The following is a 25,008-nucleotide window of genomic DNA, read 5'->3' as shown; positions in this document are numbered from 1 at the left end:
CTACCGCTCAGTACACGTCCCGCACATACCGCTTGTCCGTTGCGAGCTGCTTCACATACGCCGCCGCCCCCGCCTCGTCCAGCCCCCCGTGCACGACGGCGATGTCCCTGAGCGCCTGGTCGACGTCCTTGGCCATGCGGGACGCATCCCCGCAGACGTAGAAGTGCGCACCGTCCTGCAGCCAGGACCACAGCAGCGGCCCGTGCTCGCGCATACGGTCCTGGACGTACACCTTGGCGCGCTGGTCACGGGAGAAGGCGGTGTCCAGCCGGTCGAGCGTGCCGTCGGCGACGAAGCCGGTCAGCTCGTCCTCGTAGTAGAAGTCGGTGGCCCGGTGCTGCTCGCCGAAGAACAGCCAGTTGGGGCCGCGGTGGCCGAGGGCGCGGCGCTGTTCCAGGAAGCCGATGAACGGGGCGACGCCGGTGCCCGGTCCGATCATGATCATCGGGGTGGCGGGGTCGGCGGGCGGGCGGAAGTGCGTGGAGGGCTGCACATGGACCGGCACGGGAGTGTCCGGTTCGGCGTCGGCCAGGAAGGGGGAGCAGACGCCGTGGCGGGGGCGGCCGGCCAGGTTCTCGTACCGGACCACGGAGACGGTCAGTGAGACGAGGTGGGGGTCGGTCAGCGGGCTGGACGATATGGAGTACAGGCGGGGCTGCAGGCGTCCGAGCACGTCGGCCCAGTCCTGGGCGCCGGCTCGGACCCCGTGCTCGGCGACCACGTCGACGGCCTGCCGGCCCCAGGACCACTTCGCCAGCTCCCCCTTGTTGTCCGGGCGTAGCAGCTTCTTCAACTCCCGTGGGTCGTGGGCCCGTTCGGCGACGAATCGCAGCAGGTCGGGAGCGATGCGGGTGATGTCGAGGTGACGCAACAGGGCCTCACCGAGCGGGACTTCCCCTGTGCCGTTCACATCGACGACGCTGTCCGCGTCCAGGCCGGTCACAGACAGCCATTCCCCCACCAGTGCACGGGAGTTGAGCGGCCGGACGCCGAGCGCGTCGCCCGCGTCGTAGAGGAGCGGCGTCTCGCTGTCGCGGGTGTCGAAGGTGAAGCGGCGTACCTCCTTGCCGGCGCCGGGGAGGCTCAGCAGACGGTTGCCGGTGAGACGGGCGGTGACGGGGGCGGGTTTCCTCGTCCGGCTCGTGCGTGGGAGGGCCGGTGGGGGCGCCGGTGTGGGTACGGGCGCGGGTGTCCCGGACAGGGCGGTGAGCACCTGGGCGAGCCAGGCGTGCGCCGCGTCCTCGTAGTCGGGCTCGCAGTCCGTGCGTGGGGCGAGGCGCAGCCCGCCGAGTTCGTCCAGCCGGTGGTCGAGCCGCCTGCCGTGGCCGCAGAAGTCGTCGTAGGAGGAGTCGCCGAGGGCGAGCACGGCGAAGCGCCGGCCGTCCATGCGCGGGGTGTCGGTCGCGGCCAGCGTCTCCCAGAAGCCGGTGCCGTTGTCGGGGGCGTCACCGTCGCCGAAGGTGCTGGTGATGAGGAGGAGGTCGGCGCCGGCCGGCAGTGCCGCCGGGTCGGCCTCGTCCATGCCGAGCAGGGACGCGGCGTGGCCGTCCGTCTTGAGCCGCTCGGCGGTGGCGGCCGCGAAGTCCTCGGCGTTGCCGGTCTGGGATGCCCAGAGGATCACCACCTCACGGCCGGGAGCCGACAGCGCCGGGGCGGGTTCGGTGCTCCGGGAGTACATCCCCGCGAGGACCCCGTTCACCCACAGGGCGTGCTCGGGGCTGAAGGGTGCCGAGGGCGGCAGCACGGGCACGCCCGGGGCGCCGGAGGGGATGCCGGCGAGGAACCCGACGAGGTACTGCCGTTCCTGCGCGGTGAGCACGGGCGGCGGGGCGGGGGCGAGTCCGAAGGGATCGGCGACGGGCACGGGAAGGGGAAGGGGAAGGGAAGTCGGCACCGGCATCGGCAGCACTTCAACTGCCGCTTCCACACCCGGTGTTCGCACCGTCACCGGAGTCGACACCTTGGTCAGCGACACCGCGCACACCTTCAACTCGGGCTGGAACGACAGCGGATCGACGGCGTCGCTGGTCACGGCGTTGACGCTCAGGTACTCCCCGAAGAGGTCGTTCCAGTGGAACGGTGCGAAGCAACTCCCGGGCCGGACGCGGTCGGTGACCACCGCGGGCAGCACGGCCCGCCCGCGCCGCGAGGCCACCTCCACCGAGTCACCTTCGACGATGTCCAGCCCGTCGGCGTCCTGCGGGTGGAGTTCCACGAACGGCCCGGGGTCGAGCTTGTTCAGCTTGGCCACCTTCGCCGTCTTGGTCAGCGTGTGCCACTGGTGCTGCAAGCGCCCGGTGTTCAGTACGAACGGGTAGTCGTCGTCGGGCATTTCGGCGGCCGGGACGTGCGGCCTCGCGAAGAAGGCGGCGCGGCCGCTCGCGGTGGGGAAGGTGAGGGCGCCGTCCTCGCCGACGTACCGGACGGGATTGCGGTCGGGCCCGTCCTCGCTCGCCGCGGGCCACTGCACGGGCGTCTCACGCAGCCGCTCGTACGTCACCCCGCGCAGGTCCCACCCCGTCTTCGGGTTCCAGGCCCGCTTGATCTCCTCGAAGACGTCCTCGGCGCTGTCGTACGAGAACCCCTGCTCGTATCCCATCTCGCGGGCGACGGCCGCGATGATCCGCCAGTCGGCCATGGCCTCGCCGGGCGGGTCGGCGGCGGGCCGGGCCAGGGTGAGGTTGCGCTCGCTGTTGATGAGCACGCCCTCGGTCTCGGTCCACAGGGCGGCGGGCAGGACGATGTCGGCGTACGCGTTGGTCTCGGTGTCGTGGAAGACGTCCTGGGTGACGACGAACTCGGCGGACTCCAGGCCCTCGATGACCGTCTTGCGGTTGCCGACGGAGGCGACCGGGTTGGTGCAGATGATCCAGCAGGCCTTGATGTCGCCGTCGGCCATCTTCCGGAACATCTCGACGGTGCCCTTGCCGACGCCGTCGGCGCGGATGCTGCCGGGCTCCAGCTGCCACAACTCCTCGACGAACGCGCGCTCTTCGGCGACGAGCACCGACCGCTGCCCGGGCAGCCCGGGCCCCATGTAGCCCATCTCCCTTCCCCCCATGGCGTTCGGCTGCCCGGTGAGGGAGAAGGGACCGCTGCCCGGACGGCAGATCGCACCGGTCGCCAGATGCAGATTGACCAGGGCGTTGGTGTTCCAGGTGCCGTGCGTGGACTGGTTGAGGCCCATGGTCCAGCAGCTGGTCCACTCCCCGGCCTCGCCGATCAGCCGGGCGGCCTCCCGGATGTCGTCCTCGGGGATGCCGGTGATCTCGGCGACGGCGGCGGGCGGGTAGCCGGCGAGGAAGGCGGGCATCTCCTCCCAGCCGTCGGTGTGGCGCGCGATGAAGTCGGCGTCCGTGTGCCCGCTCTCGTGCAGCAGGTGCAACAGCCCGTTCAGCAGGGCCAGATCGGTGCCCGGCTTGATCTGCAGGAACAGGTCGGCCTTCGCCGCGGTGGCGGTGCGGCGCGGGTCGACGACGATCAGCTTGGCGCCGGCCGACTTCACCCGGTCCATCATGCGCAGGAAGAGGATGGGGTGGCAGTCGGCCATGTTGGAGCCGATGACGAGGAAGAGATCGGCGCGGTCGAGGTCCTGATACGACCCCGGAGGCCCGTCGGCACCGAGCGACAGCTTGTATCCGGTGCCCGCGCTGGCCATGCACAGCCGCGAGTTCGACTCGATCTGGTTCGTCCTGACGAACCCCTTGGCCAGTTTGTTCGCCAGATACTGGGCCTCCAGGCTCATCTGCCCGGAGACGTAGAAGGCGATGGCGTCCGGCCCGTGCTCGTCGACGACGGCCCGCAGCCGCCGGGCCGTCTCCCTGACGGCCGCCCCGACGGCGTCCGGTACGGGCTCGTCGCCCCGCTCGTGCCGTACCAGGGCGGTGGTCAGCCGTCCGGGAGCGGCGAGCAGGTCGGCGGTGGTCGCGCCCTTGGTGCACAGCCGGCCGAAGTTGGCCGGGTGCTCCTTGTCGCCGGACGCCTTCAGGACCGTACGGCGTCCGTCCGGTCCGAGCCCGACATCCAGCACGATGCCGCAGCCCACACCGCAGTACGAGCAGACCGTCCGCACCTTCGGCGCCGTCGTCGTGTTGGCGTTCCGCGAGTCCGGCGCGGCCACGGGCACCCCCTGCCTCTCATGATCGTCCCGTGCGGGTCGAGCTTCCGTGACCGTACGAAATGGCCATTACACGGGTGTCTCCTGAGCCGGACATCAGGGGTTACGCCGGACGCACAGGGGTGGGGCGGCCGGTGTGAGAGGCGGGGTCGGGATGGGTGCGGGGGCGCCCGCGGGGCATCGGGACTCTCCGTGCCCGAGGCCGGGAGCCGTCGTCGAGGGCGGCCGTGACGAGACTGGTGCGGCCCGCCCGCTACGGGCCGTGACGGGAACTGATGCGAACCGCCCGCCACGGGGCGGGGCAACCGACAGCCCCGCGCGCGCGACCCGGCCGCGCACCTACCGGCGTGCCACCCGGCACTCGCCCCCCATCAGCTGCCACCGACCCCCGCCGCCGCCAGCAGCACCAGGACCAAGGTCGTCGCGCCGAGGAGCCCATGCGCGGCGACCACGGGCAGCGGCAGGTGGCGTTCCGCGGGGATCGTCTCCCCCTCGGTGGTGGGCTCCGTGCGGTACACGGGGATCCAGCGCGCGAACATCGTGAAGCCCAGCAGCGCCACGGCGACGAGAATGCCGAAGGACGTCCAGGCCAGGCCCTCCCGGTCGGCGGCGAGGTAGACGATCCAGACGACCAGCCCGGCCGCCGCCGGCAGGAAGTGGCCGAAGACGAGCGGCGCCGGGAAGCGGGTGACCCCGGTCTGCTGCTGACGCAGGCCGCCGCGGCCGATCCACCGGGCGAGCAGGACGAATCCACCGAGGGCGGTGACGACCCAGGCGACGAGAGCGGCGATGTCCATGTGCGTGCTCCAGTGGTTGCGGTCAGGACGTCGTGCGGGTACTGCGGAAGCCCTCCGCCTGGACGGACTCGGCGGCCACCCGCACGCCGTAGCGGTAGGCGAGCCTGCCGCCGAGGTAGCCGGAGAAGCCCAGGAGGGCCAGGGCGGCGGCGGAGAGCGTCAGTTGCCCGTTGCCGGCGCTCTGCCCTCCCGCGTAGCCGCCGCCCTGACGCCATGCGAAACCGGCCGCGTACGCGGCGGTCACGGTGAGGTTCAGTGCCATGTGCACCAGGCCCGTACGGAACGCGGGCGTCCCGCTGGGGATGGCGAACAGGTCGAGGAAACCGACGCACGCCGCCGCCAGCGCACCGAGCACACCGATCGCGATCAGCCAGGCTGACCCGTGGGTCAGGAACCCCGGCCGGTCGACGATCTTCGAGGCGATGTCGAAGACCAGGCTGCACACCCAGGCTCCGATCGGCACGGTGACCAGGATCGGGTGGAACGGATGCCCGTACGGCCCGGCCAGCGCACCGCTGACCGGCTGCTTCGCCTGCAGAAGGTCACGGTCGGCCGTCATGGCCCCACCTCGTCCGGGAGGTACACCGGGTATTTCACCAACAAGTTTTAGCCTTATTCGGGCGGAGGTCAAGCAAGGATGCTCGACGGAGTTACCGTGATTGCGTGACGCCCGATTCGACTGCCGCCACCGCTGCCGCGCTCGCCGTCCTCGGCGACGAGTCACGGCGGCGGCTGCTCGACTTCGTACGGCGGGCCAGGCGCCCGGTGACCCGGGAGGAGGCGTCCGCGGCGGTCGGGATCTCCCGCAAGCTCGCCGCCTTCCACCTGGACAAGCTGGTGGCGTCGGGACTGCTGGAGGCACGCCACGGGGGCCACGGGCCGCGACGGGTGGGCCGCGCCCCGAAGGTGTACGAGCCCAGCCCGCACACGATCTCGCTCAGCCTCCCCCCGCGCCGCCACGAACTGCTGGCCTCACTGCTGACCGAGGCACTCACGGAGCAGCGGCCCGGCGAGAGCGCACAGGAAACGGCGTTCCGGGTCGCGCGGGCACGGGGCGAGGCTTTGGGTGCCGAGTTCCCCCACGGGAACGTCACGGCCCTTCTGGAATCACTCGGATTCGATCCCGCCGACGCGGACGCCGGGGCCGGGGCCGGCCGCACGGTGCTGCACAACTGCCCCTTCCACCCCGTCGCCGCCCAGGCCCCCGACCTGATCTGCGGCATGAACCACGCCTTCCTCTCCGGCTGCCTGGCCGCCTCCGGCAACACCGGAACCACCGCCGTGCTGGAGCCCCGGCCGGACACGTGCTGCGTCGAGCTGCACTCCGACACCTGAGGCATATGCATTCAGGGTGGTTCGGTGAAGAAGAATTACCCTGCGCGTTCGAATTCACATTCCCTTCGTTTCCTTCACGGAACGCAATAGGCGCATTGATGCGGTGAGGTCCGTTCTCACAACCCACCCCAGGTCGAATATGAGGTATCGAAACGGCCGATTAACTGACGCGTAGCGGACGGGAATCGTCCCGCCGGTCCACTCCTGGTCACCGTCGTCCACGCACAGCGTCAGGAGGGACCATGTCCTTCTTCGCCAGGGCATCCTGGCCAGGAGACCATCGCGACGAGATCGTCGCGGGCACGCTCGTCGCGGCCGTCGTCGTCGTCCTCGGATACGCCTCGGGCATCGGAGCCCCGGGTACGACGACCGTCGACACCGCGTCGCCGCCGGCCTCCGGTGCCTCATCGACACCCCGTCAGCCCACGTCCCGTTCGGAGACAGGTCCGCCCGACACATCGGCCGGGAATTACGGGTCCGGCTCGGTGGGCGGTTACGGAGCGGGAGAAAACGGCGCCGGAATTCCCCTTACCGACGGCGGCTCGTCGACGGGCGGGGAAAGCGGCGGCCACGATCACGGTACCGGCGGAATGGGCGGAACGGCCGGCGGAACGGCGGGAACCTCTCCCCCGCCCTCGTCCACGCCGGCTCCCTCCCCCTCCGCCTCGGACAGCTGCGACGAGGGTGAAGTCCGCCTCGTGAAGCCGCTGTTGAACGGCGTGGTCACTCCGGTGACCGGGCTGCTGAACGGCCTGCTCGGCGGAGCCTCCGCGAGCCCGTCATCCTCCCCCTCACCGTCCGCCGACACCCCCCTGCGGCCCCTCTCGTCGATCTGCGTCGGCGTGGCCGCCGCACCCTCGGTGATACCGGAGGTGCTGCCGTGAGACGCCGCACACCGTCCCTGCTCGTCGCGGTCCTGGCAGCCCTCGCGACCCTGCTGCTCACCGCGCCGCCCGCGTCGGCGCACACGGAGTTGGAGTCCTCGGCCCCGAAGGACGGCGCCCGGCTCACGCACACGCCGGCGACCGTGAACCTGGCCTTCAGTGAGCCGGTGGAGCCGGCCGACGTCCACATCGAGGCGGCGGGCAAACCGCTGACCGTGACCCGCGGTGCCGACGCCAAGGCCGTCCACGTCATCGTCCCCAAGACCTCCGGCCAGGACCGCCTCACCTTGAATTGGCAGGTCCTTGACATGGAGGACGGGCACACCACGTCAGGAGTGCTCTCCTTCCGCCTCACCGCGAAGGCCTCGGCCACCGGCACCGCCGCGGTGCCGGTGCCGCAGCCGTCCGGGACGGTGCACACGGCCTGGATCAGCGCCCGTTGGGCCGGCTACCTCGCCCTCGCCCTGTACGTCGGCGGTCTGGCCTTCGTCGCGCTGCTGTGGCCGCAGGGCGCCGGGGACCGCCGAACCCGCCGCATCCTCACGCTCTCCTGGGCCGCCGGTCTCGCGGCGAGCCTGGTGACGCCGGGACTGCAGAGCGCGTACGGCGCGACGGGCACCCTCGACGACGTGTTCCGACGGGCCACCTACAGCGGCCTGTCGGGCACCGAGGTCGGCGTCGTGGCCGCCTGCCGGGTGCTGATGTGGGTGCTCGCCGCCATCGTGCTGGCCGCCGTCCTGCAGGGCGGGAACCGCACGGCACGCTCGCCCGGCTGGCGGGTCGGTGCACTGGCGGTGACGGTCGGCCTGCTGCGTACGACGAGCATGACCGGCCACAACGCCGAGGGCTCACACCCTGGTTGGGGCGCGGTGGCCGACCTGGTCCATCTGCTCGGCGTCTCACTGTGGCTCGGCGGGCTGACGCTGCTGCTGTTCGGGGTGCTGCCCCGGCGCCGGCCCGAGGAGCTGTCGGCCGTAGTGTCCGGCTACTCCACGCTGGCCGGGGTGTCGGTGGCCGCGATCGTGGCGGCCGGGTCGGTGCTGACCTGGCAGGTCGTCGGCTCCTTCGACGCCCTGGTCGACACCGGGTACGGGCGGCTGCTGCTGCTCAAACTCGCCGTGCTGGCCCTGGTGCTGGCGATCGCTCAGCGCAGCCGCGGCTGGGTGAGGACGCGGCTCGACATCGCCGTACTGCTGCGCGGCGACCGCGCCACCGTACGGCCCTTCGTCCACTCGGTCGCGGCGGAGACGGGGCTCGTCCTCGTCGTGCTGGCCGCGACGAGTCTGCTGGTCACCTCGGCCCCAGGCCGCTGACCGGCACCTGTCCCACCCCTGTCGCCCGACAGGGAACCTCACAAGGGAGACGCATCTCCATGCAGATTGAAGAAACCACCGCACCTCCGCAGCACCGGCGCTCCCGGGTGGGCAACCGGGTGCTGCTGGCCACCGGTATGGGTGCGGGCCTCGCGGCCGCCGTCGGTCTCGGCCTGCTGCAGGCGTCCGCCGGGGCCGCGACCACGCGGACCGCCCAGCCCGCGGCCGAGGCGCACTCGATGGCGGACATGGGCCAGACGTCCGCCAAGGCCGCCGCGGCGGACCACACCATCGAGATCAAGGACTACAAGTTCGCCCAGCCGAAGCTGACCGTGAAGGTCGGCGAGACCGTGAAGTGGGTCAACGAGGACACCGCTCCGCACACGGTCACCACCACCAGCGGCCCCGCCAAGTTCGACTCCGGCTCGCTGCAGAAGGGCGACAGCTGGTCGTACACGTTCACCAAGGCCGGTACGTACGAGTACTACTGCGCGGTCCACCCGGACATGACGGCCTCGATCACCGTGGTCGCCGACAGCGGCGGCGGCACCTCCGGTGGCTCCGGCGGCGGCTCGACCGGGGGCTCCACCGGCGGCGGCACCGGCGGCGGAAGCGGCGGTTCGACGGGCGGCTCCGGCGGTGGTTCGACGGGCGGCTCGACCGGGGGCGGCACGGGCGGTTCGACGTCCGGGGGCAGCGGCTCCGGCGGCAGCAGCGGCGGAGGCGACGGTGGCGAGCAGTGCGCCGGAGTCCAGCAGGTGCTGCTGCCGATCCTGCAGCACATCGACAAGGCGCACCTGGAGGAGTCTCCGGGCCAGCAGGTCCAGGACGCGCTCCGGCTCGACAGCTACATCAAGATGCACACCGTATGGCTGGAGTCGATCCTCACGCCCGCGGTGAACGGCGCCGGCGGCGTCTCGGACGACACGCTCAGTGTGCTGCTCCAGCACATCAAATCCGCCCACCTGGAGGAGCCGCTGAGCCAGCAGATCACGGACATCCTCAACCCGGACGCCTACGTGAAGATGCACACCGTCTGGGCCGAGCACCTGCTCGCCCCCACGGAGAACTACGTCACCAACTCCTGCTGACCCCCCTTCAGCAGGATGCGGCGGGCCGGCCGAGTCGCAGTCGGCCGGCCCGCCGCCCCTCCATTCTCCCCATCCGTCACTCCGCTCGCCCACAGAGGTGCCGAGATGACCACCGAGACACTTCCCACCGCCACTCTCCCACCACCCCGCCCGGGCCCCGACTGGCTGCCCGGCACCGGCACCTACTCCGCCGCCCCGGACCGCTGCATCGTCGAACTGAGCGCGCGCCTGGGCCCGTTGACCACCCTGCGGCGCCGGCTCACCGCCCTGGACGCGACGCTCACCGTGGCGCCGGACCCCGACGACTGCGTGCTGAGCCTGGAGCTGGCCGGGCGGCCGCTGAACGGCAGAACGCTCACGTTCGTCAGCACGAGCCTCACGCCCACGGACGCGGCCACCCGGCTGCACGTCCCCGGCGAACTCGCCCTGGCCGGCGACCCGGCGACGGCCGTCCTCGGCTTCCGCGTCGTCGAGCGAACCGCCGACCGGCTCCTGCTCCTCGGCACCCTCCGACTGCCGTACCGCGGCCTGCGTCGCACGACCGGCCTCACCCTGCCCCGCACCCGCCCCGCATCCGGCATCCGGCTGCTCGTCGCCGCGGAGTTCACATGTCCCGCCTGACCGTTCCGCGCATCCTGCTGGCCGCCCTCTTCGTGGCCGGCCCCGGCATGGTGCTGCCCGCCCCGTCGGCGCAGGCGGCCACCACGCACCAGGTCGTCATGTCGGGCTACGCGTTCGCGCCCCGCTCGCTGACCATCACCGCCGGGGACACCGTCACCTGGACCAACCAGGACCAGGCGCCCCATGACGTGAAGACCACGTCCGGCCCCGCCTCGATCCACTCACCGATGCTGAACAAGGGCGGCAGCTGGAGCCACACCTTCACGGCCACGGGCACGTACGGCTACCTCTGTACGGTGCACCCGGGCATGACAGCCCAGCTCGTCGTCGAGCCGGCCGCCGCCCCGACCACGCACGCGCCCGCCCACCACCACCCGGCCCCCGAGACCGCACCGACGAGGCGGTCCCCCGCATCGGCGATGCCGCCGATGACCATGGACCCGTCCAAGCCCGCGACCAGGGAGGCCGCCGCCCCCGCGGAATCGGAGGGAGCGTCCTCCTCGGCCCCGTCCGCGGCTGCGCAGCCCGCGCCGGACACCCGGGCCGCCGAGGCCTCCACCGCCCGCCCTCTCGATCCACTGCTGCTCCTGACGGGCGTGGTCGCCGGCGTCGCCGTGCTGTGCCTCCTGCTCGTCGGCTCCCGCTCGGCCGCGACCCGGAGCGAAGACCCCGGAACCGGCTGACTCCTCGCTCCGGAGCGAGGATCCCGGATGATCAGCTCACTCACGGCCCCGGAACCATGACCGCAGGACCCGCCGACTCGCGGCCCCGGGTCAATGACCGCGGGCCCCGCCGATTCACACCTGTCCCATGACCACCAGAACAACCAGAAGCACGGTGGCGCCCGCGCTCATCCCGTGGGCGACGACCGCGGTGAGCGGAAAGTGACGCTCGGCGGTTCTGCCGCCGCGGGAGTGCCGACCTGAGCTGGGCAGCCAGCGCAGCAGCATCATGAACCCGAACGCGGCGACCACCAGCACCACCGCGCAGGCCGCCCAGGCCGTGCCCCGCACGGCGCCCGCGAGATAGGCCGTCCAGCAGGCCAGGCCGGTGACGGCCAGCACGACATGCCCGACGACGAGCCACAGCGGCAGCCGCGTCACTCCCGGCGTGCGCTGCCGCAGGCCGCCGTGCCGGATCCACACCAGGGCGAGATAGCCGCCCAGGCCCGCGGTCAGCAGCCAGGCACACAGCACGAGGACATCCACGGATCCGCTCCCCCTTCGTCCCGTCCCGTCACGGCACGTCGTGACCAGCACACCGCACCACACCGCCGCAGACCGGACATCCATTCCCTGATTCACCCGTAGGCGTGAACAGTGGTGCGAACCCCTTGATCTGTTGTGCGAACCCGTTGATCTGCGGGGATTCCCCGAGGCCATCACGCGGTCACCAAACCTGTACCGTTCGTTTTCTTGAATCATTCGTGTTTGTGCGGGTAGGTTGGGCGCCATGACTTCACCCCAGGCCCCGACCACCGCCGACGAGCTGCGCGGTGTCGGTCTGCGGGTGACGGCCGCCCGCGTCGCACTGCTCGAGACCGTCCGCGAGGGTGACCACCTCGGTGTCGAGGCGATCGCCTCGGGCGTACGCGACCGGGTGGGCCACATATCCCTTCAAGCCGTGTACGAGGCGCTCCACGCGCTGACCACGGCAGGCCTCGTACGCCGCATCGAGCCGCCCGGCAGCCCGGCACGCTTCGAGGGAAGGGTCGGCGACAACCACCACCACCTCGTGTGCCGGTCGTGCGGTGCCGTCTTCGACGTCGACTGCGCGGTCGGCCACGCCCCCTGTCTCACCGCGTCGGATGACCGCGGCTTCGCGATCGACGAGGCCGAGGTCATCTACTGGGGCCTGTGCCCCGACTGTTCCACCGCTCGCACGGCCTGAGCACCAACCCCCGGAAGGATTCCCATGTCCGAGAAGAACGACGTCGCCGAAGCGAAGTGCCCGGTGGCGCACGACCGTGCCCTTCACCCCACCCAGGGCGGCGGCAACCGCCAGTGGTGGCCGGAGAAGCTCAACCTGAAGATCCTTGCCAAGAACCCGGCCGTGGCCAACCCGCTCGGTGAGGACTTCGACTACGCCGCGGCGTTCCAGAGTCTCGACCTGGCAGCGGTCAAACAGGACATCGCCGAGGTGCTGACGGACTCCAAGGACTGGTGGCCGGCCGACTTCGGTCACTACGGCCCCTTCATGATCCGTATGGCCTGGCACAGCGCGGGCACCTACCGCATCAGCGACGGCCGCGGCGGCGCCGGCGCCGGTCAGCAGCGCTTCGCCCCCCTGAACAGCTGGCCGGACAACGGCAACCTCGACAAGGCCCGCCGTCTGCTGTGGCCCGTCAAGAAGAAGTACGGCAAGAGCCTGTCCTGGGCCGACCTCATGATCCTCACCGGCAACGTCGCCCTGGAGTCGATGGGCTTCGACACCTTCGGCTTCGCCGGCGGCCGCGCGGACGTGTGGGAGTCCGAGGAGGACGTGTACTGGGGTCCCGAGAAGGTCTGGCTGGACGACCAGCGCTACACCGGCGACCGTGAGCTGGAGAGCCCGCTCGGCGCGGTCCAGATGGGCCTCATCTACGTCAACCCGGAGGGCCCGAACGGCAACCCGGACCCGATCGCCGCGGCCCGCGACATCCGTGAGACCTTCCGCCGGATGGCGATGAACGACGAGGAGACCGTCGCCCTCATCGCCGGTGGCCACACCTTCGGCAAGACCCACGGCGCCGGCCCGGCCGAGAGCGTCGGCGCGGACCCCGAGGCCGCCCCGATCGAGGCGCAGGGCCTGGGCTGGGCGAGCACGTACGGCACCGGCAAGGGCGGCGACGCGATCACCAGTGGCCTCGAGGTCACCTGGACCGCCACCCCGACCCAGTGGGGCAACGGCTTCTTCAAGAACCTCTTCGAGTACGAGTACGAGCTCACGCAGAGCCCTGCCGGGGCCAACCAGTGGGTGGCGAAGAACGCCGAGGCGATCATCCCCGACGCGCACGACGCGTCGAAGAAGAAGCTCCCGACGATGCTCACGACCGACCTGTCGCTGCGGTTCGACCCGGTCTACGAGCCGATCTCGCGTCGCTTCTACGAGAACCCCCAGGAATTCGCGGACGCCTTCGCCCGCGCCTGGTACAAGCTGACCCACCGTGACATGGGTCCGAAGTCGCTGTACCTCGGCCCCGAGGTCCCGGCGGAGACCCTGCTGTGGCAGGACCCGCTGCCCGAGGCCCAGGGCCGGCCGATCGACGCCGCCGAGGTGGCGTCCCTCAAGGCCAAGCTGCTCGACTCGGGTCTGACCGTCTCCCAGCTGGTCTCCACGGCGTGGGCGTCGGCCTCGACGTTCCGGGGCAGCGACAAGCGCGGCGGTGCCAACGGCGCCCGTATCCGTCTGCAGCCGCAGGCCGGCTGGGACGTCAACGAGCCCAACCAGCTGGCGCAGGTCCTGCGGGTCCTGGAGGGTGTCCAGGCGGAGTTCAACTCCGGCGCCAAGAAGGTCTCCCTGGCCGACCTGATCGTCCTCGGTGGCGCCGCCGCCGTGGAGAAGGCCGCCAAGGACGCCGGTCACGACATCGAGGTGCCCTTCACCCCGGGTCGTGTGGACGCCACGGAGGAGCACACCGACGCCGAGTCCTTCGCGGCGCTGGAGCCCACCGCGGACGGCTTCCGCAACTACCTGGGCAAGGGCAACCGCCTGCCGGCCGAGTACCTGCTGCTCGACCGGGCGAACCTGCTGGGCCTGAGCGCCCCCGAGCTGACCGTCCTCGTCGGCGGCCTGCGCGTCCTGGGCGCCAACCACCAGCAGACCTCGTACGGCGTCTTCACCGACACCCCGGGCAAGCTGACGAACGACTTCTTCGTCAACCTGCTCGACCTGGGCACGACGTGGAAGCCCACCTCCGAGGACCAGAACACCTTCGAGGGCCGCGACGACGCGACCGGCGAGGTCAAGTGGACCGGCACCCGCGCCGACCTCGTCTTCGGCTCGAACTCCGAGCTGCGCGCGGTCGCCGAGGTCTACGCGGCCGACGACGCGAAGGAGAAGTTCGTGAAGGACTTCGTCGACGCGTGGGTCAAGGTCTCGAACGCGGACCGCTTCGACCTCGTCTGAGGTTCGACCTCGTCCGACGGTCCGAGCCGTCCGACCGCCAGACCTGCCTGACCACGACGTCCGGGCCGGCCCACAGGGGCCGGCCCGGACGTCGTTCGCCTGCGGGCCGTCGTTCGCCTACGAGCTCGGGCCCGGCTTGACGGTCTTCATCGTGAAGTGCGAGATGACGTTCCTGATCCGGGGAATGGTCATGACCCGCCGGCTCAGAAACGTCTCTCAGGCGGGCAGATCGGCGACGGCCACGCGTGCGGACTGGTCGGGGCTGCCGAACAGCCTCCGCAACTCCCGTACTTCCTCCGCCTGCGCCAGGGCCTCCTAGAAGCGCTCGACCATCTCCGCGTCCTGCGCCTCAAGACCGAGGTCGATCAGCACGTCGAAGGAACGGCCCACGGAAGCCGGATCGATCACCGCCCGGTAGCCCCGGATGGCGTTGCTCGCCTTCGCGTTCGGATGTCCGAAGAACGTGAGAGGGCCCCCGGATGGTTCCGTGGGCCCTCTCACCTGTTCGATGCGTGGTCAGCTGGGAGCGGCGACCGTCGCCTTCGCGGCCGCCGACACGGGCTTCGGGTTCAGCAACCGCTCGGCCAGCTCGCCGAAGACGAGTGCGAAGCTGCCCCAGAGGGTGGCCTGGATGGCCAGGGCGGCGAGTCGGAACCGCCACAGCACGGTGGCCGGGAAGTCCTTCGGCACCTCGTTGACGACGGGCAGGAACTCGTACGCCAGGCCGATCACGACGGCGAACGCGGCAACCGCGACCATCGTCGCCCACCAGGTGCCCAGGTTCGGCTGGAGCCGCTTGCCGAGGATGGTGGCTGCGATCGCAAGGAGCACGCTGAGCAGCATCATCAGGAAGTACAGGGTGGTCCGCTTGCCGATGGTGTCGGGCTCGCCGACCGACGGCGGATTGGCCGGGTACTTCAGGAACGGCACCACGTACACCGCCAGCAGCGCGCAGCCGGACAGCAGCAGCGCGGTCGCCCGCGGCGAGAAGCGGCCGACGCGGCCGAGGGCGAAGCAGTAGGCGAGCGCGGCGATGCCGCCGAACGCGACCCCGTAGAGCAGAACGCCGGTGGCGAGACCGGCGGTTGACTGCAGGGAGCGGGAGACGACTTCCATCTCGTGCTCGTGGGAGTGCGCCTCCTCGAAGCCGATCGCCTTGTCTACATACGGTTCACCGAGCAGATAGGCGGCGACCAGGGCGAGGACTCCGGCGGCGAGGCCGGCGAGCATGCCCCGCACCAGGAGGTTTCTTACCGTCGTGGAGTTCATGGGTGTGCGGCGTCCCTCGTATCAGTGGCAGGGGAAGCCGAGCAGGTGGCGGGCATCGTGTACCCACTCATGGACGTCCGTGCCGCTGAACACGGAGGTGGCGCCCTGTTCGGCGCCGACGAAGTAGAGCAGGACCAGCATCAGGACGCCGACGAAGACGGCCCAGGGGGCTATGTCCTTCAGCGGCAGCTTGGCGGGTACGACGGGGGTGGTGACTGTCGGCTGGGCGACATGCTGCGCCATGGCAGGGCCTCCTCGGGAGCTCGCGTCCCATCTCGGTGGTGCACATGACGACGGCTACGGGTCTGACTCGCCACCACCCCCCTCGGGGCGGCGGCACACAGTGGCGCGACCGTGCCGGACTCTCACCGGCTTCCGTCTTGCCGTCGTCGATATCAGACCGACGGTACCGTGTGTCGCGAACCTGGCCAATACCGCACCACCTGGAGTGATCTCCCTCTCTCCCGTCAAGTGGCCCCTCTCATCCGGGGGGTGGGGGCGTCGGCGGGCTTGGGGCCGTGTGACCTCCAGCCGGCATCCCCACCTTTGCGTGCCCTCGGTCAGGCGCCGGCCACACCGTCCGGCTTGGCCGCCTTCGCGGGCGTTGCCAGTTGCGGCCGGGGTGCAGGCGGGCAGGCGGGCAGCCCATGACTCCCATTCAGGTGATGGTCGGCGCCCCCGGCAGGCGCCGACCATCACATCAAGCCGCTCTGGCGGCCTGACTCTCGGCTTCCGGCAGCAGGCTCTCCATGGTTGCCCGGGCGCGGGCCACCCCGGAGCCTCACCCGCCCGGGCGCCGGCCGAGCCGTCCGGTCCCACTGACCGCGAGCACGACCAGCGCCAGCACCTGTACGGTCACGACCACCCCGATCAGGGCCGGGATCGACGCGCCGTACAGGGCTCCGGTGATCGTGCCGCCCGCCAGACTCGCTGCGCCGACCACCCCCGCGAAGACTCCGTACGCGGTCGCGCGCCGCCCTGACGGCACGAGGTCGGCGACCGTGGCGCGCAGCGTGGACTCCTGGATGCCCATGGCCGCGCCCCACACCAGGGAGCCGATCACGGCCACCGCCACCGTGTTCGTGAACGCCAGCATCGGGACGGCGGCGGTCAGCACCGGCAGGGCGACCAGCACCCGCGGCCCGACACGGTCGTACAGCCAGCCGGTCGCCAGTGCGGCGAGAGCGTCGACGACCATGGCGGCGGCGTACAGGACCGGCACCCATGCCGTCGTCATGAGGTGGCGTTGGACGAGGTGGTAGGAGAGCACGCCGAAGGTGGTGAAGCCCGCGGTGGTGGCGGCGGTGAACGTCGCGTACGTCCAGAACGCGCGCGGCAGGCGGCCGTCCGGCGCGGGTGCGTTCGCGGGAGGGGTTGCCTCCCGCTCGTACGCCTCCGGATCGGGCACGCGCGCCCGCAGCCAGACCAGCAGCCCGAGTACCGCGACGCCCGGGGCGGCGAGCACCCCGAGGGCCGGTCCGTAGTCGCCGCCGGTCAGCGCGAGCATGCCGGCCACGACGAGCGGGCCGATGAGTGCGCCGACCTGGTCCATCGCCTCGTGCACGGCGAAGCCGCGCCCCCGCCCGGTCGCTGCTGTGGCATGCGACAGCAGGGTGTCCTTCGCGGGTGAGCGGACCGCCTTGCCGACCCGTTCGGCGATCACCAGCACGCAGGCCACCCACAGGGTTCCCACGACGCCCAGCAGCGGTACGGAGAACACTGTCAGCGCGTATCCGGCGATCGCCAGCCCCCAGAAGCGTCGGGTGCGGTCCGCCAACGGCCCCGAGACCAGCCGCAGTCCGAGCGCCGCCGCCTCTCCGGCGCCCGTGACCACACCCACCACCAGGGCCGACGCGCCCAGCGAGGCGAGCAGTGGTCCGGTGATCGAGCGGGCGCCCTCGTACACGAAGTCCGCGAGCAGGCTGACCGTGCCGAACCACACCACGAACCGCCAGGGCCGCATCCGGGCCGGTGACGCCGGGACTGCCTGGGACTGCGGAGCTGTCATGGACGTGGATTCCCTCCTCGATCCCCTCCTCGGTGACGCCGCCGGTCCTCGGCGTCCGTGCCGCCCATCATCCACCGACGCGATTGCCGACGGCAGTCATGCGCCTGCCCGATCGGCGAGCGGGGCTCAGGCGGAGGCGGGGCACCGAGGCCGGAATCGACAGCAGCAGGCCGGCAAGCCGCCGATCTCTCGCCCGATCCACACCCCGTACACGAAGTGACAGGTTCTGGTCAAAGACTGTCCAAGTTTCGGACACGCCGTCCCGCCCGTGATCAGGTCCCAGCGACGGCCGTACGCATGCCCGTTTGGGAGGATCTGGTGTCAGCACCAACCCGCAAGAGACGATGGCTCACGAGCTGCGCCATCACTGCAACCGCCGCACTTGTCGCGATACCCGCAAGCGCCGCCTCCGGCCAGAACAACAGCCCCTTCGGCGCCCGCAGCCTCGCCCGGCTCGCCGCCCAGCGCGAGCAGTCGGTGGGCTCCATGAGCCCCAGCCTGAAGGGCGGAGACGGAGACGGCGACGACGGCAACGAGGCCGACGAGATAGCCGAGGGCGCGGACCAGTACGCCGAGGCGCGTACCTCGCCGGGCGTCGTCGCGCCGGGCGCGTACGGTGCCGCCTGGGACGACCTGACCAACCTGCGGAGCACCGGCGGCAGTTGGCGCGAAGTCACCGACCAGCCGTACAACTCCGACGACCCGCGCTACCGGGACATCGACTCCAACTCCAGCGGCGGCTCGGGCAACGTCACCGGCCGGATGGCCGCGATGGCCGCCGACGACGACGGGTACGTGTACGCGGGCAGTGCGGGCGGCGGCGTGTGGCGCTCCCGCTCCGGCGGCGGGCACTGGCACCCCATCAGCGACCGGCTGCCGGCACAGTCCACCGGCGCGCTCGCACTCGACGGTGGCGGACGGCTGTGGCTGGGCACCGGCGAGGCGACCACCAATGCGGACGCCTACCTCGGCAGCGGCGTCTACGTCCTGCCCCACCCGCACCACGGCGCCTTCTCCACCCGTAGCCGGGTCGGCGGCGACGAACTGGAGTCCACCACCATCCACGAGCTGCGCTTCGGCGGCGGCAAGGTGTGGGCGGCGACCAGCGAAGGCGTGTGGAGCCACTCCACCAAGACACTGAAGGGCCACTGGAAGCTCGAGTTCGCGCCCAACCCCGACTATCTGCTGGGCGGTTCGAAGGCAAGCGACCCGTCGGCCCCGTACAAGAACATCGCCAACGACATCGCGATCGACCCGAAGGATTCGAGCAAGGTCGTCCTCGCGGTCGGCTGGCGCAGCGGCGACGACTACAACGGCTTCTACACCAAGAACTCCAGCGGCGCCTGGACGCGGATCACCAGTGGTCTGGGCGACCTGCCGGTCGACCCGGATGACGTCGGCAACGTCACCTTCGCCCGCTCGGCCGACGGCTCCCGCTACTACGCCATCGACCAGTCGCCCGAGCAGCTGAACACCAACCCGGACAGCGGCCTGGAGGGCATCTACGTCTCCAAGTCCGGCTCCCCCACCGGCTCCTGGACGAAGATCGCCGACTACAAGGGCCTGGCCGCCGACGGCTCGGCACTGACCACCAGCGGCTACATGCCGGGCGTACAAGCCTGGTACAACCAGTTCCTGGCCGTCGACCCGGCGCACGCCGACCACGTGTACGCGGGTCTTGAGGAGGTCTACGAGACCAAGGACGGCGGCAGCACCTGGTCCACCGTCGGCCCGTACTGGAACTTCACCTTCCCCTGCTGGTCCATCGACCCGGCCAAGCAGACCGGCGACTGCAACCAGACCACCCACTCCGACCAGCACGGCGTCGCGATCGGCAGCTACCACGGCAAGAGCTTCGTCTACGCCGGCAACGACGGTGGCGTCTACAAGCGCCCGGTCGACGGCTCGCAGGACACCTCCGGACACGCCACCGACTGGACCTCACTCAACGACGGCACCATCGACACCCTCCAGTACTACTCGGTGGGCGTCGGCAAGGACCTGGACCACGGCGGCGTCTCCGTGACCGGCGGCCTGCAGGACAACGGCCAGTCCATCCTGCGCAGCAACGACCGTGTGATGGGCTCCGACTTCGGCGGCGACGGCGGCGACACCCTCACCGACCCGGCCAACGGGTGCAACATCGCCGAGGAGTACGTCTACCTCTCCATCCAGGTCACCCAGAACTGCGCCGTGAACGACGGCAGTTGGGTCACCGACCCCAACAAGGCCACCTCGTACAACGTCGCCCCGGCCGACAACGCGACCAGCGAGGCCCGCTTCATCGCCCCGCTCGCGGCCGACGCGAAGAACTCCTCGACGTGGATCGCGGGCGGCCGGCACATCTGGGCGCAGACCAAGGGATACGCCATCCGCAGCGGCTCGGAGTGGAAGAGCCTGTACGACCTCGGCGCCGGCCGCACCGCGACCGCCGTCGCGGCCTCGGGCGGCACGGTGTACGCGGCCTGGTGCGGCCCCTGCAACAACCAGGGCTTCACCCGCGGCATCTCCGTCGGCAACGCGGACGGAACGGGCTGGCACGACATCACCCTGCCCGTCGACGGGACGGTGCCCAACCGCTACCTCAGCGGCTTCGCCATCGACCCGAAGAGCGCAGGCCACGTCTACCTCACGGTCAACGGCTTCTCCCGGCAGTGGACCGAGGGTCCGGGCGCCGGCGTCGGCCACGTCTTCGAGTCCAAGGACGGCGGCACCACCTGGAAGGACATCTCCAAGAACCTCCCCGACGTGCCGACCGACTCCGCCGTCGTCACTCCGAACGGGGGCCTCGCCGTGGGCACCGACCTCGGTGTCGTCTACCGGGCGCCCGGCCGCACGACGTGGCAGCGCGTCGGCAGCCTCCCGGCCGTCGCCGTACTCCAACTGAAGCTGAGCCCCGACGGTCGGTCGCTGTACGCGGCCACCCACGGCCGCGGCATCTACACGATCAGGGTGCGCGACTGCGACTGACTCAGCGATGCCGAAAGGGTGTCGCAGGGGTGATCCCGTCCTCCGGGGTCACCCCTGCGTCAGCGAGGTTTGCGGGTACACAGCCACGCGACCACGACCGGCCGAAGAACGCGCGGAAGGCCGGCGTCGCGGGGTCCCTGCTCACCACACGGCGTCGGCAAGAACTACTGGCGCGGATCGAGCAGGAGGACCGCCGTCATCCCACGGGCACCGCGAGGTACTGGTACTCCAGGAACTCGTCGAGGCCCACCCGGCCGCCCTCGCGACCGAGGCCGGACTGCTTGACCCCGCCGAAGGGTGCGGCCGGGTTGGACACGAGACCCGTGTTCAGCCCCACCATGCCCACCTCCAGCCGCTCGCTCACCCGCAGCGCACGGTCGAGTCCCTCGGTGAAGACGTAGCCGACGAGTCCCCGGAGGGTGTCGTTGGCGCGGCTCACCACCTCGTCCTCGTCGTCGAAGCTGGGGATCGCCGCGACGGGACCGAAGATCTCCGTGCCCATCAGGCGGCTGTCAGGGGTGACGTCCGTGAGTACGGTCGGCGGGTAGAAGCAGCCCTGCCCCTCGGGGGTACGGCCGCCGACCAGGACCCGGGCGCCGCGCTCCACCGCGTCGGCGACGAGGTCCGGCCTGGGCACTGCGTCCGGACGTTGTGTCCACCTCGCGGCACCGCAGCCGTCGCTCTTCGCCACGGCAGCCACTGTGGGCTGCCTCTTGCGCAGGTCAGCGGCGCTTGTCAGAGTGACAGGGCATTCCCCGAACTCGCGGCTCCGCGCGAGCAGGGCCCCTGGAGACACCGTGAACGACCACCGCACCAGGGCTCGTCCGCCGACAACGGACGACCTCACCGCGGCCACCGCAGGCCATACGCCGACCGTCGCCGATGTGCTCGCCCTTCCCGTCCTGGCCGCCGGACAGCCCCACGTCGTCACCGGTGTCATCCACCTCGACCGGCCGGTGCGCTGGGTCCACATCACCGAGCTGACGGACCCCGCCTCCTTCCTCAAGGGCGGCGAACTCGTCCTGACCACCGGCATGCCCCTGCCCGACGACGCCGCGGGCGTGCGCCGGTACGTCGACGAACTCGCCGACGTCCATGCGGCGGCTCTGGTGATCGAACTCGTACGGCGCTACCACCGCCCGCCCGACGCGCTCGTGCACGCCTGCCACGCCCGCGGCCTCCCGCTGATCACCCTGGCCAAGGACGTCAACTTCCTTGAGGTCACTCAGGTCGTCCACAGCCTCATCCTCGGCAACCAGGCCGAGGCGATGCGCCGGACCCAGCGGATCCACGAGGCGTTCACCGCCCTGACCTTGCGCGGGGCCGGCCCGGAGGAGGTGGTGCGCGCGGCGGCCGAGATGAGCGGCCACACGGTCGTCCTGGAAAACCTGATGCACCAGGCACTGATGTGTGAGCCCTCCGGCAACACGGCGGAAGAGGCACTCTGCAACTGGGAGGAGCGCTCCCGAGAGATCCCGTTCGGAGCCGACGGCAGCGGCACGGCCGGCTGGCTCGTCGCTCCCGTGGAGTACCAGGGTGAGCGCTGGGGCCGGGTGGTCATGCTCCCGGCCGGAGCCGCCGGGCCGGCCTCTGCGCCGGAGCCCGTCACCGTGCTGGAGAGGACAGCGATGGCCCTGACCGTCGCCCGCCTCATTCACCCCACGCCCTGGGAACGCACGGCACACCGAAATGCTTTGCAGGACCTGGCGGGTCAGCGCCACCGCTCACCCGAGGACGCCCGGGCCCGCATCGCCGCACTGGGCCTGCCCACCGAAGACAGGCGGTACCGCGCCATCCTCGTCGACCTCCCCACGGCGGACGGCAGCGCGGTGCTGGAGGGCCGTCTTCCCCAGGAGCTCCAGGCGGCGGGGGCACCGGCGCTCGTCGGCGAGCTGGCTCCGGGCCGTCTCGGCATCCTGTTGGCCCTGCGTCCCACCCAGCCGTGGCGGCCCGCCGTCGAACACGTGGGCAGCTCCACGCGTGCCTTGGTGTCGCAGGCGATCGTGACCGTCGGCTCGGAGGTCACGGACCTCCGGGACAGCGCCCGCTCCTTCCACGAGGCGGCCCGCGTCGCCGAGGCCACCCCACCCGGCCAGCCCCTCCCGTCGGACCGCTCCTTCCACGAGCTGTCCGACATCGGCCTGCGGCGCCTGCTGTACGCACTGCGTGAGGACACCCGCATCCAGGACTACGCCGAGCGACGGCTCGGCCGCCTCATCGACCACGACTCCCGGCACGGCAGCGAGCTGCTGACGACCCTGCGCCTCTATCTGGACGCGGCAGGCAACAAGACCACGGCCGCACGCCGAGGCGGGCTGTCGCGGGAGACCGTCTACCAACGCCTGCGCACCATCGAGCGCCTTCTGGACTGCGACCTCGAATCCGGCGAGAACTGCACGGAACTGCATGTGGCCCTCACCGCATTCGACGTCCTCAGATTCCGCGCGGACGGCGGACAAGGTACGTAGAACCGGTCAGGCACGTGGAGCCGGTCAAGAGGACCAGCGCGGCGGCGGAAGGCAACGGATGCCCGCTGAAGTCATGGGCGTCGGTCCCTCCCGGTCGGATCCGCCAGGCCGAGGAGACGAAGGCGTCCTCGCCCATCATGCTGCGCAGCCCGAGCGGGGTCACCGCGATGAGGACCTGCCCAGCCGACGAGCCCATGTTCGCCACGGCCCCGTACAGCGCGCGACGGCCCGGCGGCGCGTACGCCATCGCCATGATGTGCGCCGCCGTGGACTCCGCGCTCAGGCTGAAGCCCTGTACGCGGGGCAGCAGGATCAGCAGAAGCCGAGCCGGTCACCCACGCCGGCGAAGACGAGTCGAGGACATCGCGCCGTACGAGCCGAAGTCGAACCACTCCCACGTGGTGCCGAGGTCGGGGCACCCGTCACGGCGGCCATGGGGAGCCTCCCGCGAAGCGGCACGCGCCGGGCGCGCCGACGGCACCTCCGGCGACAGAGGCCGCGGCCCACAAGGTGCACCGTGCCCACCGACGCCCGGGCGGGCAGCAACCGTGGTCCCTGCCCGCCCGACGCGTCCATGGTTCACGACTTCCGGATCAGAGGTGCGTCGGTGCGGGCGGCGATGTCCTCGGCGGTGACATCCGGCGCGCATTCCACGAGAGCGAGGCCCTCGGGTGTGACGTCGAGGACGCCGAGGTCGGTGATGATGCGGTGGACGCACTGTTCGCCGGTGAGCGGCAGGGTGCATTCGGTGAGGATTTTCGGGCTGCCGTCCTTGGCGGTGTGTTCCATCAGGACGATGACGCGGCGGGCGCCGTGGACGAGGTCCATCGCGCCGCCCATGCCCTTGACCATCTTGCCCGGGATCATCCAGTTGGCCAGGTCGCCTGCGGCGGAGACCTGCATCGCGCCGAGCACGGCAGTGTCGATGTGGCCGCCCCGGATCATGCCGAAGGACAGGGCCGAGTCGAAGAAGGAGGCCCCGGGCAGCACCGTGACGGTCTCCTTGCCCGCGTTGATCAGGTCGGGGTCGACCTCGGCCTCGGTCGGGTACGGGCCTGTGCCCAGGATGCCGTTCTCGGAGTGCAGGACCACATGGACGTCCGGGGGCAGGTGGCCGGGGATGAGGGTGGGCAGGCCGATGCCGAGGTTGACGTAGGCGCCGTGGGTGAGTTCGGCGGCGGCGCGGGCGGCCATCTGGTCCCGGGTCCAGCCCAGCTGCGTTCCGAGGGTGGTGCTCATGCGCGTACGGCCCCTCGTGTCGAAGACGCGGAAAGGGAAAGGTGCTCGATCTGCTTGTCGGCGGCCTCGGTCGGGGTGAGGACCACGATCCGCTGGACGAAGATGCCCGGCAGGTGGATTTCGTCCGGGCTCAGCGCGCCCGGCTCGACGAGCTCTTCCACCTCGGCGACGGTGATGCTGCCCGCCATCGCGGCCGGCGGGTTGAAGTTGGCGGCGGACTTACGGAAGACCAGGTTCCCGTGGCGGTCGCCGCGCCAGGCCCGTACGAGGGCGAAGTCGGTGGTGATGCCGTGCTCCAGGACGTACGCGCGGCCCGCGAAGTCGCGGGTCTCCTTGGGCGGGGAGGCCACCGCGACCGTGCCGTCGGGCCGGTAACGCCAGGGCAGCCCTCCCCTGGCCACCTGGGTGCCCACCCCTGCCGGGGTGTAGAAGGCGGGGATGCCCACTCCCCCGGCGCGCAGCCGTTCGGCCAGCGTGCCCTGCGGCACCAGCTCCACCTCCAGCTCGCCCGACAGGTACTGACGGGCGAACTCCTTGTTCTCGCCCACGTAACTGCCCGTGACACGGGCGATCCGGCCGTCGGCCAGCAGGACTCCCAGTCCGCGCCCGTCCACACCGCAGTTGTTCGACACGACCTCCAGGCCGGTGGTGCCCTGGACGTGGAGTGCCTGGATGAGCACGCCGGGGATGCCGCTGAGGCCGAAGCCGCCGACGGCCAGCGACGCGCCGTCGGGGATGTCGACGACCGCCTCGGCGGCGCTCGCGCGGACCTTGTCCATGAGAGAGGGC

At 71.1% G+C, this 25,008-nt stretch carries 21 protein-coding genes, 1 pseudogene and 1 riboswitch; of the genes and pseudogenes, 10 read left to right on the top strand and 12 right to left on the bottom strand.

What is annotated here, in order from left to right; all coding sequences use genetic code 11:
- Window positions 1-7: 7 nt before the first annotated feature.
- The 3 genes from ACYUED_RS33195 to ACYUED_RS33185 form a co-directional block, all read right to left on the bottom strand.
- A complete protein-coding gene (locus ACYUED_RS33195) occupies window positions 8-4,120 on the bottom strand; it encodes a bifunctional nitrate reductase/sulfite reductase flavoprotein subunit alpha (RefSeq protein ID WP_491288159.1) in 4,113 nt (1,370 codons plus the stop codon).
- 368 nt (window positions 4,121-4,488) lie between these two features.
- Complete coding sequence (locus ACYUED_RS33190; protein WP_491288157.1) at window positions 4,489-4,914, bottom strand: hypothetical protein; 426 nt, start codon at window positions 4,912-4,914, stop codon at window positions 4,489-4,491.
- 22 nt (window positions 4,915-4,936) lie between these two features.
- Window positions 4,937-5,473 (bottom strand): DUF2231 domain-containing protein, encoded by a 537-nt coding sequence (locus ACYUED_RS33185; RefSeq protein ID WP_491288155.1) that lies wholly within the window; start codon window positions 5,471-5,473, stop codon window positions 4,937-4,939.
- Window positions 5,474-5,577: 104 nt separating this feature from the next.
- On the opposite strand from ACYUED_RS33185, the gene ACYUED_RS33180 reads away from it, so the two are divergent.
- The 6 genes from ACYUED_RS33180 to ACYUED_RS33155 all read left to right on the top strand — a co-directional run bounded on the left by ACYUED_RS33180 (window position 5,578) and on the right by ACYUED_RS33155 (window position 10,841).
- A complete protein-coding gene (locus ACYUED_RS33180; protein ID WP_491288154.1) occupies window positions 5,578-6,249 on the top strand; it encodes a helix-turn-helix transcriptional regulator in 672 nt (223 codons plus the stop codon).
- Window positions 6,250-6,491: 242 nt separating this feature from the next.
- Window positions 6,492-7,133: a hypothetical protein gene (locus ACYUED_RS33175; protein ID WP_491288150.1), complete on the top strand. Its 642-nt coding sequence runs from the start codon at window positions 6,492-6,494 to the stop codon at window positions 7,131-7,133.
- Window positions 7,130-8,446 carry a copper resistance CopC/CopD family protein gene (locus ACYUED_RS33170; RefSeq protein ID WP_491288146.1) on the top strand — a complete coding sequence of 439 codons (1,317 nt, stop codon included), beginning with the start codon at window positions 7,130-7,132 and terminating at the stop codon, window positions 8,444-8,446. Before ACYUED_RS33175 ends, ACYUED_RS33170 begins: the two co-directional genes overlap by 4 nt.
- 59 nt (window positions 8,447-8,505) lie before the next feature.
- Window positions 8,506-9,537: a cupredoxin domain-containing protein gene (locus ACYUED_RS33165; protein ID WP_491288144.1), complete on the top strand. Its 1,032-nt coding sequence runs from the start codon at window positions 8,506-8,508 to the stop codon at window positions 9,535-9,537.
- Window positions 9,538-9,642: 105 nt separating this feature from the next.
- On the top strand, window positions 9,643-10,158 hold the full coding sequence (locus ACYUED_RS33160; RefSeq protein WP_491288142.1) for a hypothetical protein: 516 nt from the start codon (window positions 9,643-9,645) through the stop codon (window positions 10,156-10,158).
- A complete protein-coding gene (locus ACYUED_RS33155; RefSeq protein ID WP_491288140.1) occupies window positions 10,146-10,841 on the top strand; it encodes a cupredoxin domain-containing protein in 696 nt (231 codons plus the stop codon). The genes ACYUED_RS33160 and ACYUED_RS33155 overlap by 13 nt, the downstream gene beginning before the upstream one ends.
- A gap of 114 nt (window positions 10,842-10,955) precedes the next feature.
- Here the strand turns inward: ACYUED_RS33155 and ACYUED_RS33150 are convergent, their stop codons facing one another.
- Window positions 10,956-11,366, bottom strand: coding sequence for a hypothetical protein (locus ACYUED_RS33150; RefSeq protein ID WP_266522733.1), 411 nt, complete (start codon window positions 11,364-11,366; stop codon window positions 10,956-10,958).
- Window positions 11,367-11,610: 244 nt separating this feature from the next.
- Between ACYUED_RS33150 and ACYUED_RS33145 the strand changes: the two genes are divergently transcribed.
- Both ACYUED_RS33145 and katG read left to right on the top strand, forming a co-directional pair.
- Window positions 11,611-12,048 (top strand): Fur family transcriptional regulator, encoded by a 438-nt coding sequence (locus ACYUED_RS33145; RefSeq protein ID WP_491288137.1) that lies wholly within the window; start codon window positions 11,611-11,613, stop codon window positions 12,046-12,048.
- 24 nt (window positions 12,049-12,072) lie between these two features.
- The gene (katG, locus tag ACYUED_RS33140) at window positions 12,073-14,265 is read left to right on the top strand and encodes a catalase/peroxidase HPI (RefSeq protein ID WP_491288136.1); all 2,193 of its coding nucleotides are present in this window, start codon (window positions 12,073-12,075) and stop codon (window positions 14,263-14,265) included.
- Between the two features lie 315 nt (window positions 14,266-14,580).
- On the opposite strand, the gene ACYUED_RS33135 is transcribed toward katG, so the two are convergent.
- The 4 genes from ACYUED_RS33135 to ACYUED_RS33120 form a co-directional block, all read right to left on the bottom strand.
- Window positions 14,581-14,766 carry a hypothetical protein gene (locus ACYUED_RS33135; protein ID WP_491288134.1) on the bottom strand — a complete coding sequence of 62 codons (186 nt, stop codon included), beginning with the start codon at window positions 14,764-14,766 and terminating at the stop codon, window positions 14,581-14,583.
- Between the two features lie 15 nt (window positions 14,767-14,781).
- The gene (locus ACYUED_RS33130) at window positions 14,782-15,534 is read right to left on the bottom strand and encodes a CbtA family protein (protein ID WP_491288131.1); all 753 of its coding nucleotides are present in this window, start codon (window positions 15,532-15,534) and stop codon (window positions 14,782-14,784) included.
- 21 nt (window positions 15,535-15,555) lie between these two features.
- Window positions 15,556-15,777 carry a CbtB domain-containing protein gene (locus ACYUED_RS33125; RefSeq protein WP_266522724.1) on the bottom strand — a complete coding sequence of 74 codons (222 nt, stop codon included), beginning with the start codon at window positions 15,775-15,777 and terminating at the stop codon, window positions 15,556-15,558.
- 34 nt (window positions 15,778-15,811) lie between these two features.
- Window positions 15,812-15,963, bottom strand: a riboswitch (cobalamin riboswitch).
- A gap of 352 nt (window positions 15,964-16,315) precedes the next feature.
- A complete protein-coding gene (locus ACYUED_RS33120; RefSeq protein WP_491288129.1) occupies window positions 16,316-17,542 on the bottom strand; it encodes an MFS transporter in 1,227 nt (408 codons plus the stop codon).
- Between the two features lie 318 nt (window positions 17,543-17,860).
- On the opposite strand from ACYUED_RS33120, the gene ACYUED_RS33115 reads away from it, so the two are divergent.
- Window positions 17,861-20,512 (top strand): WD40/YVTN/BNR-like repeat-containing protein, encoded by a 2,652-nt coding sequence (locus ACYUED_RS33115; protein ID WP_491288127.1) that lies wholly within the window; start codon window positions 17,861-17,863, stop codon window positions 20,510-20,512.
- Window positions 20,513-20,708: 196 nt separating this feature from the next.
- Here ACYUED_RS33115 and ACYUED_RS33110 read toward each other — a convergent pair.
- Window positions 20,709-21,137: pseudogene (locus ACYUED_RS33110) on the bottom strand (aldehyde dehydrogenase family protein); the annotation flags it as partial.
- 172 nt (window positions 21,138-21,309) lie between these two features.
- On the opposite strand from ACYUED_RS33110, the gene ACYUED_RS33105 reads away from it, so the two are divergent.
- On the top strand, window positions 21,310-22,980 hold the full coding sequence (locus ACYUED_RS33105; RefSeq protein ID WP_491288125.1) for a PucR family transcriptional regulator: 1,671 nt from the start codon (window positions 21,310-21,312) through the stop codon (window positions 22,978-22,980).
- Here ACYUED_RS33105 and ACYUED_RS33100 read toward each other — a convergent pair.
- From ACYUED_RS33100 to ACYUED_RS33090, 3 genes are all read right to left on the bottom strand, one after another.
- On the bottom strand, window positions 22,946-23,227 hold the full coding sequence (locus tag ACYUED_RS33100) for a hypothetical protein (protein ID WP_491288123.1): 282 nt from the start codon (window positions 23,225-23,227) through the stop codon (window positions 22,946-22,948). The genes ACYUED_RS33105 and ACYUED_RS33100 overlap by 35 nt on opposite strands.
- 332 nt (window positions 23,228-23,559) lie before the next feature.
- Complete coding sequence (locus ACYUED_RS33095; RefSeq protein ID WP_491294538.1) at window positions 23,560-24,195, bottom strand: CoA transferase subunit B; 636 nt, start codon at window positions 24,193-24,195, stop codon at window positions 23,560-23,562.
- 20 nt (window positions 24,196-24,215) lie between these two features.
- Window positions 24,216-24,998, bottom strand: coding sequence for a CoA transferase subunit A (locus tag ACYUED_RS33090; protein WP_491288121.1), 783 nt, complete (start codon window positions 24,996-24,998; stop codon window positions 24,216-24,218).
- Window positions 24,999-25,008 lie beyond the last annotated feature (10 nt).

The sequence above is a fragment of the Streptomyces sp. DF42 genome, assembly GCF_058267695.1.
This window is presented reverse-complemented; position numbering and strand designations above follow the sequence as displayed.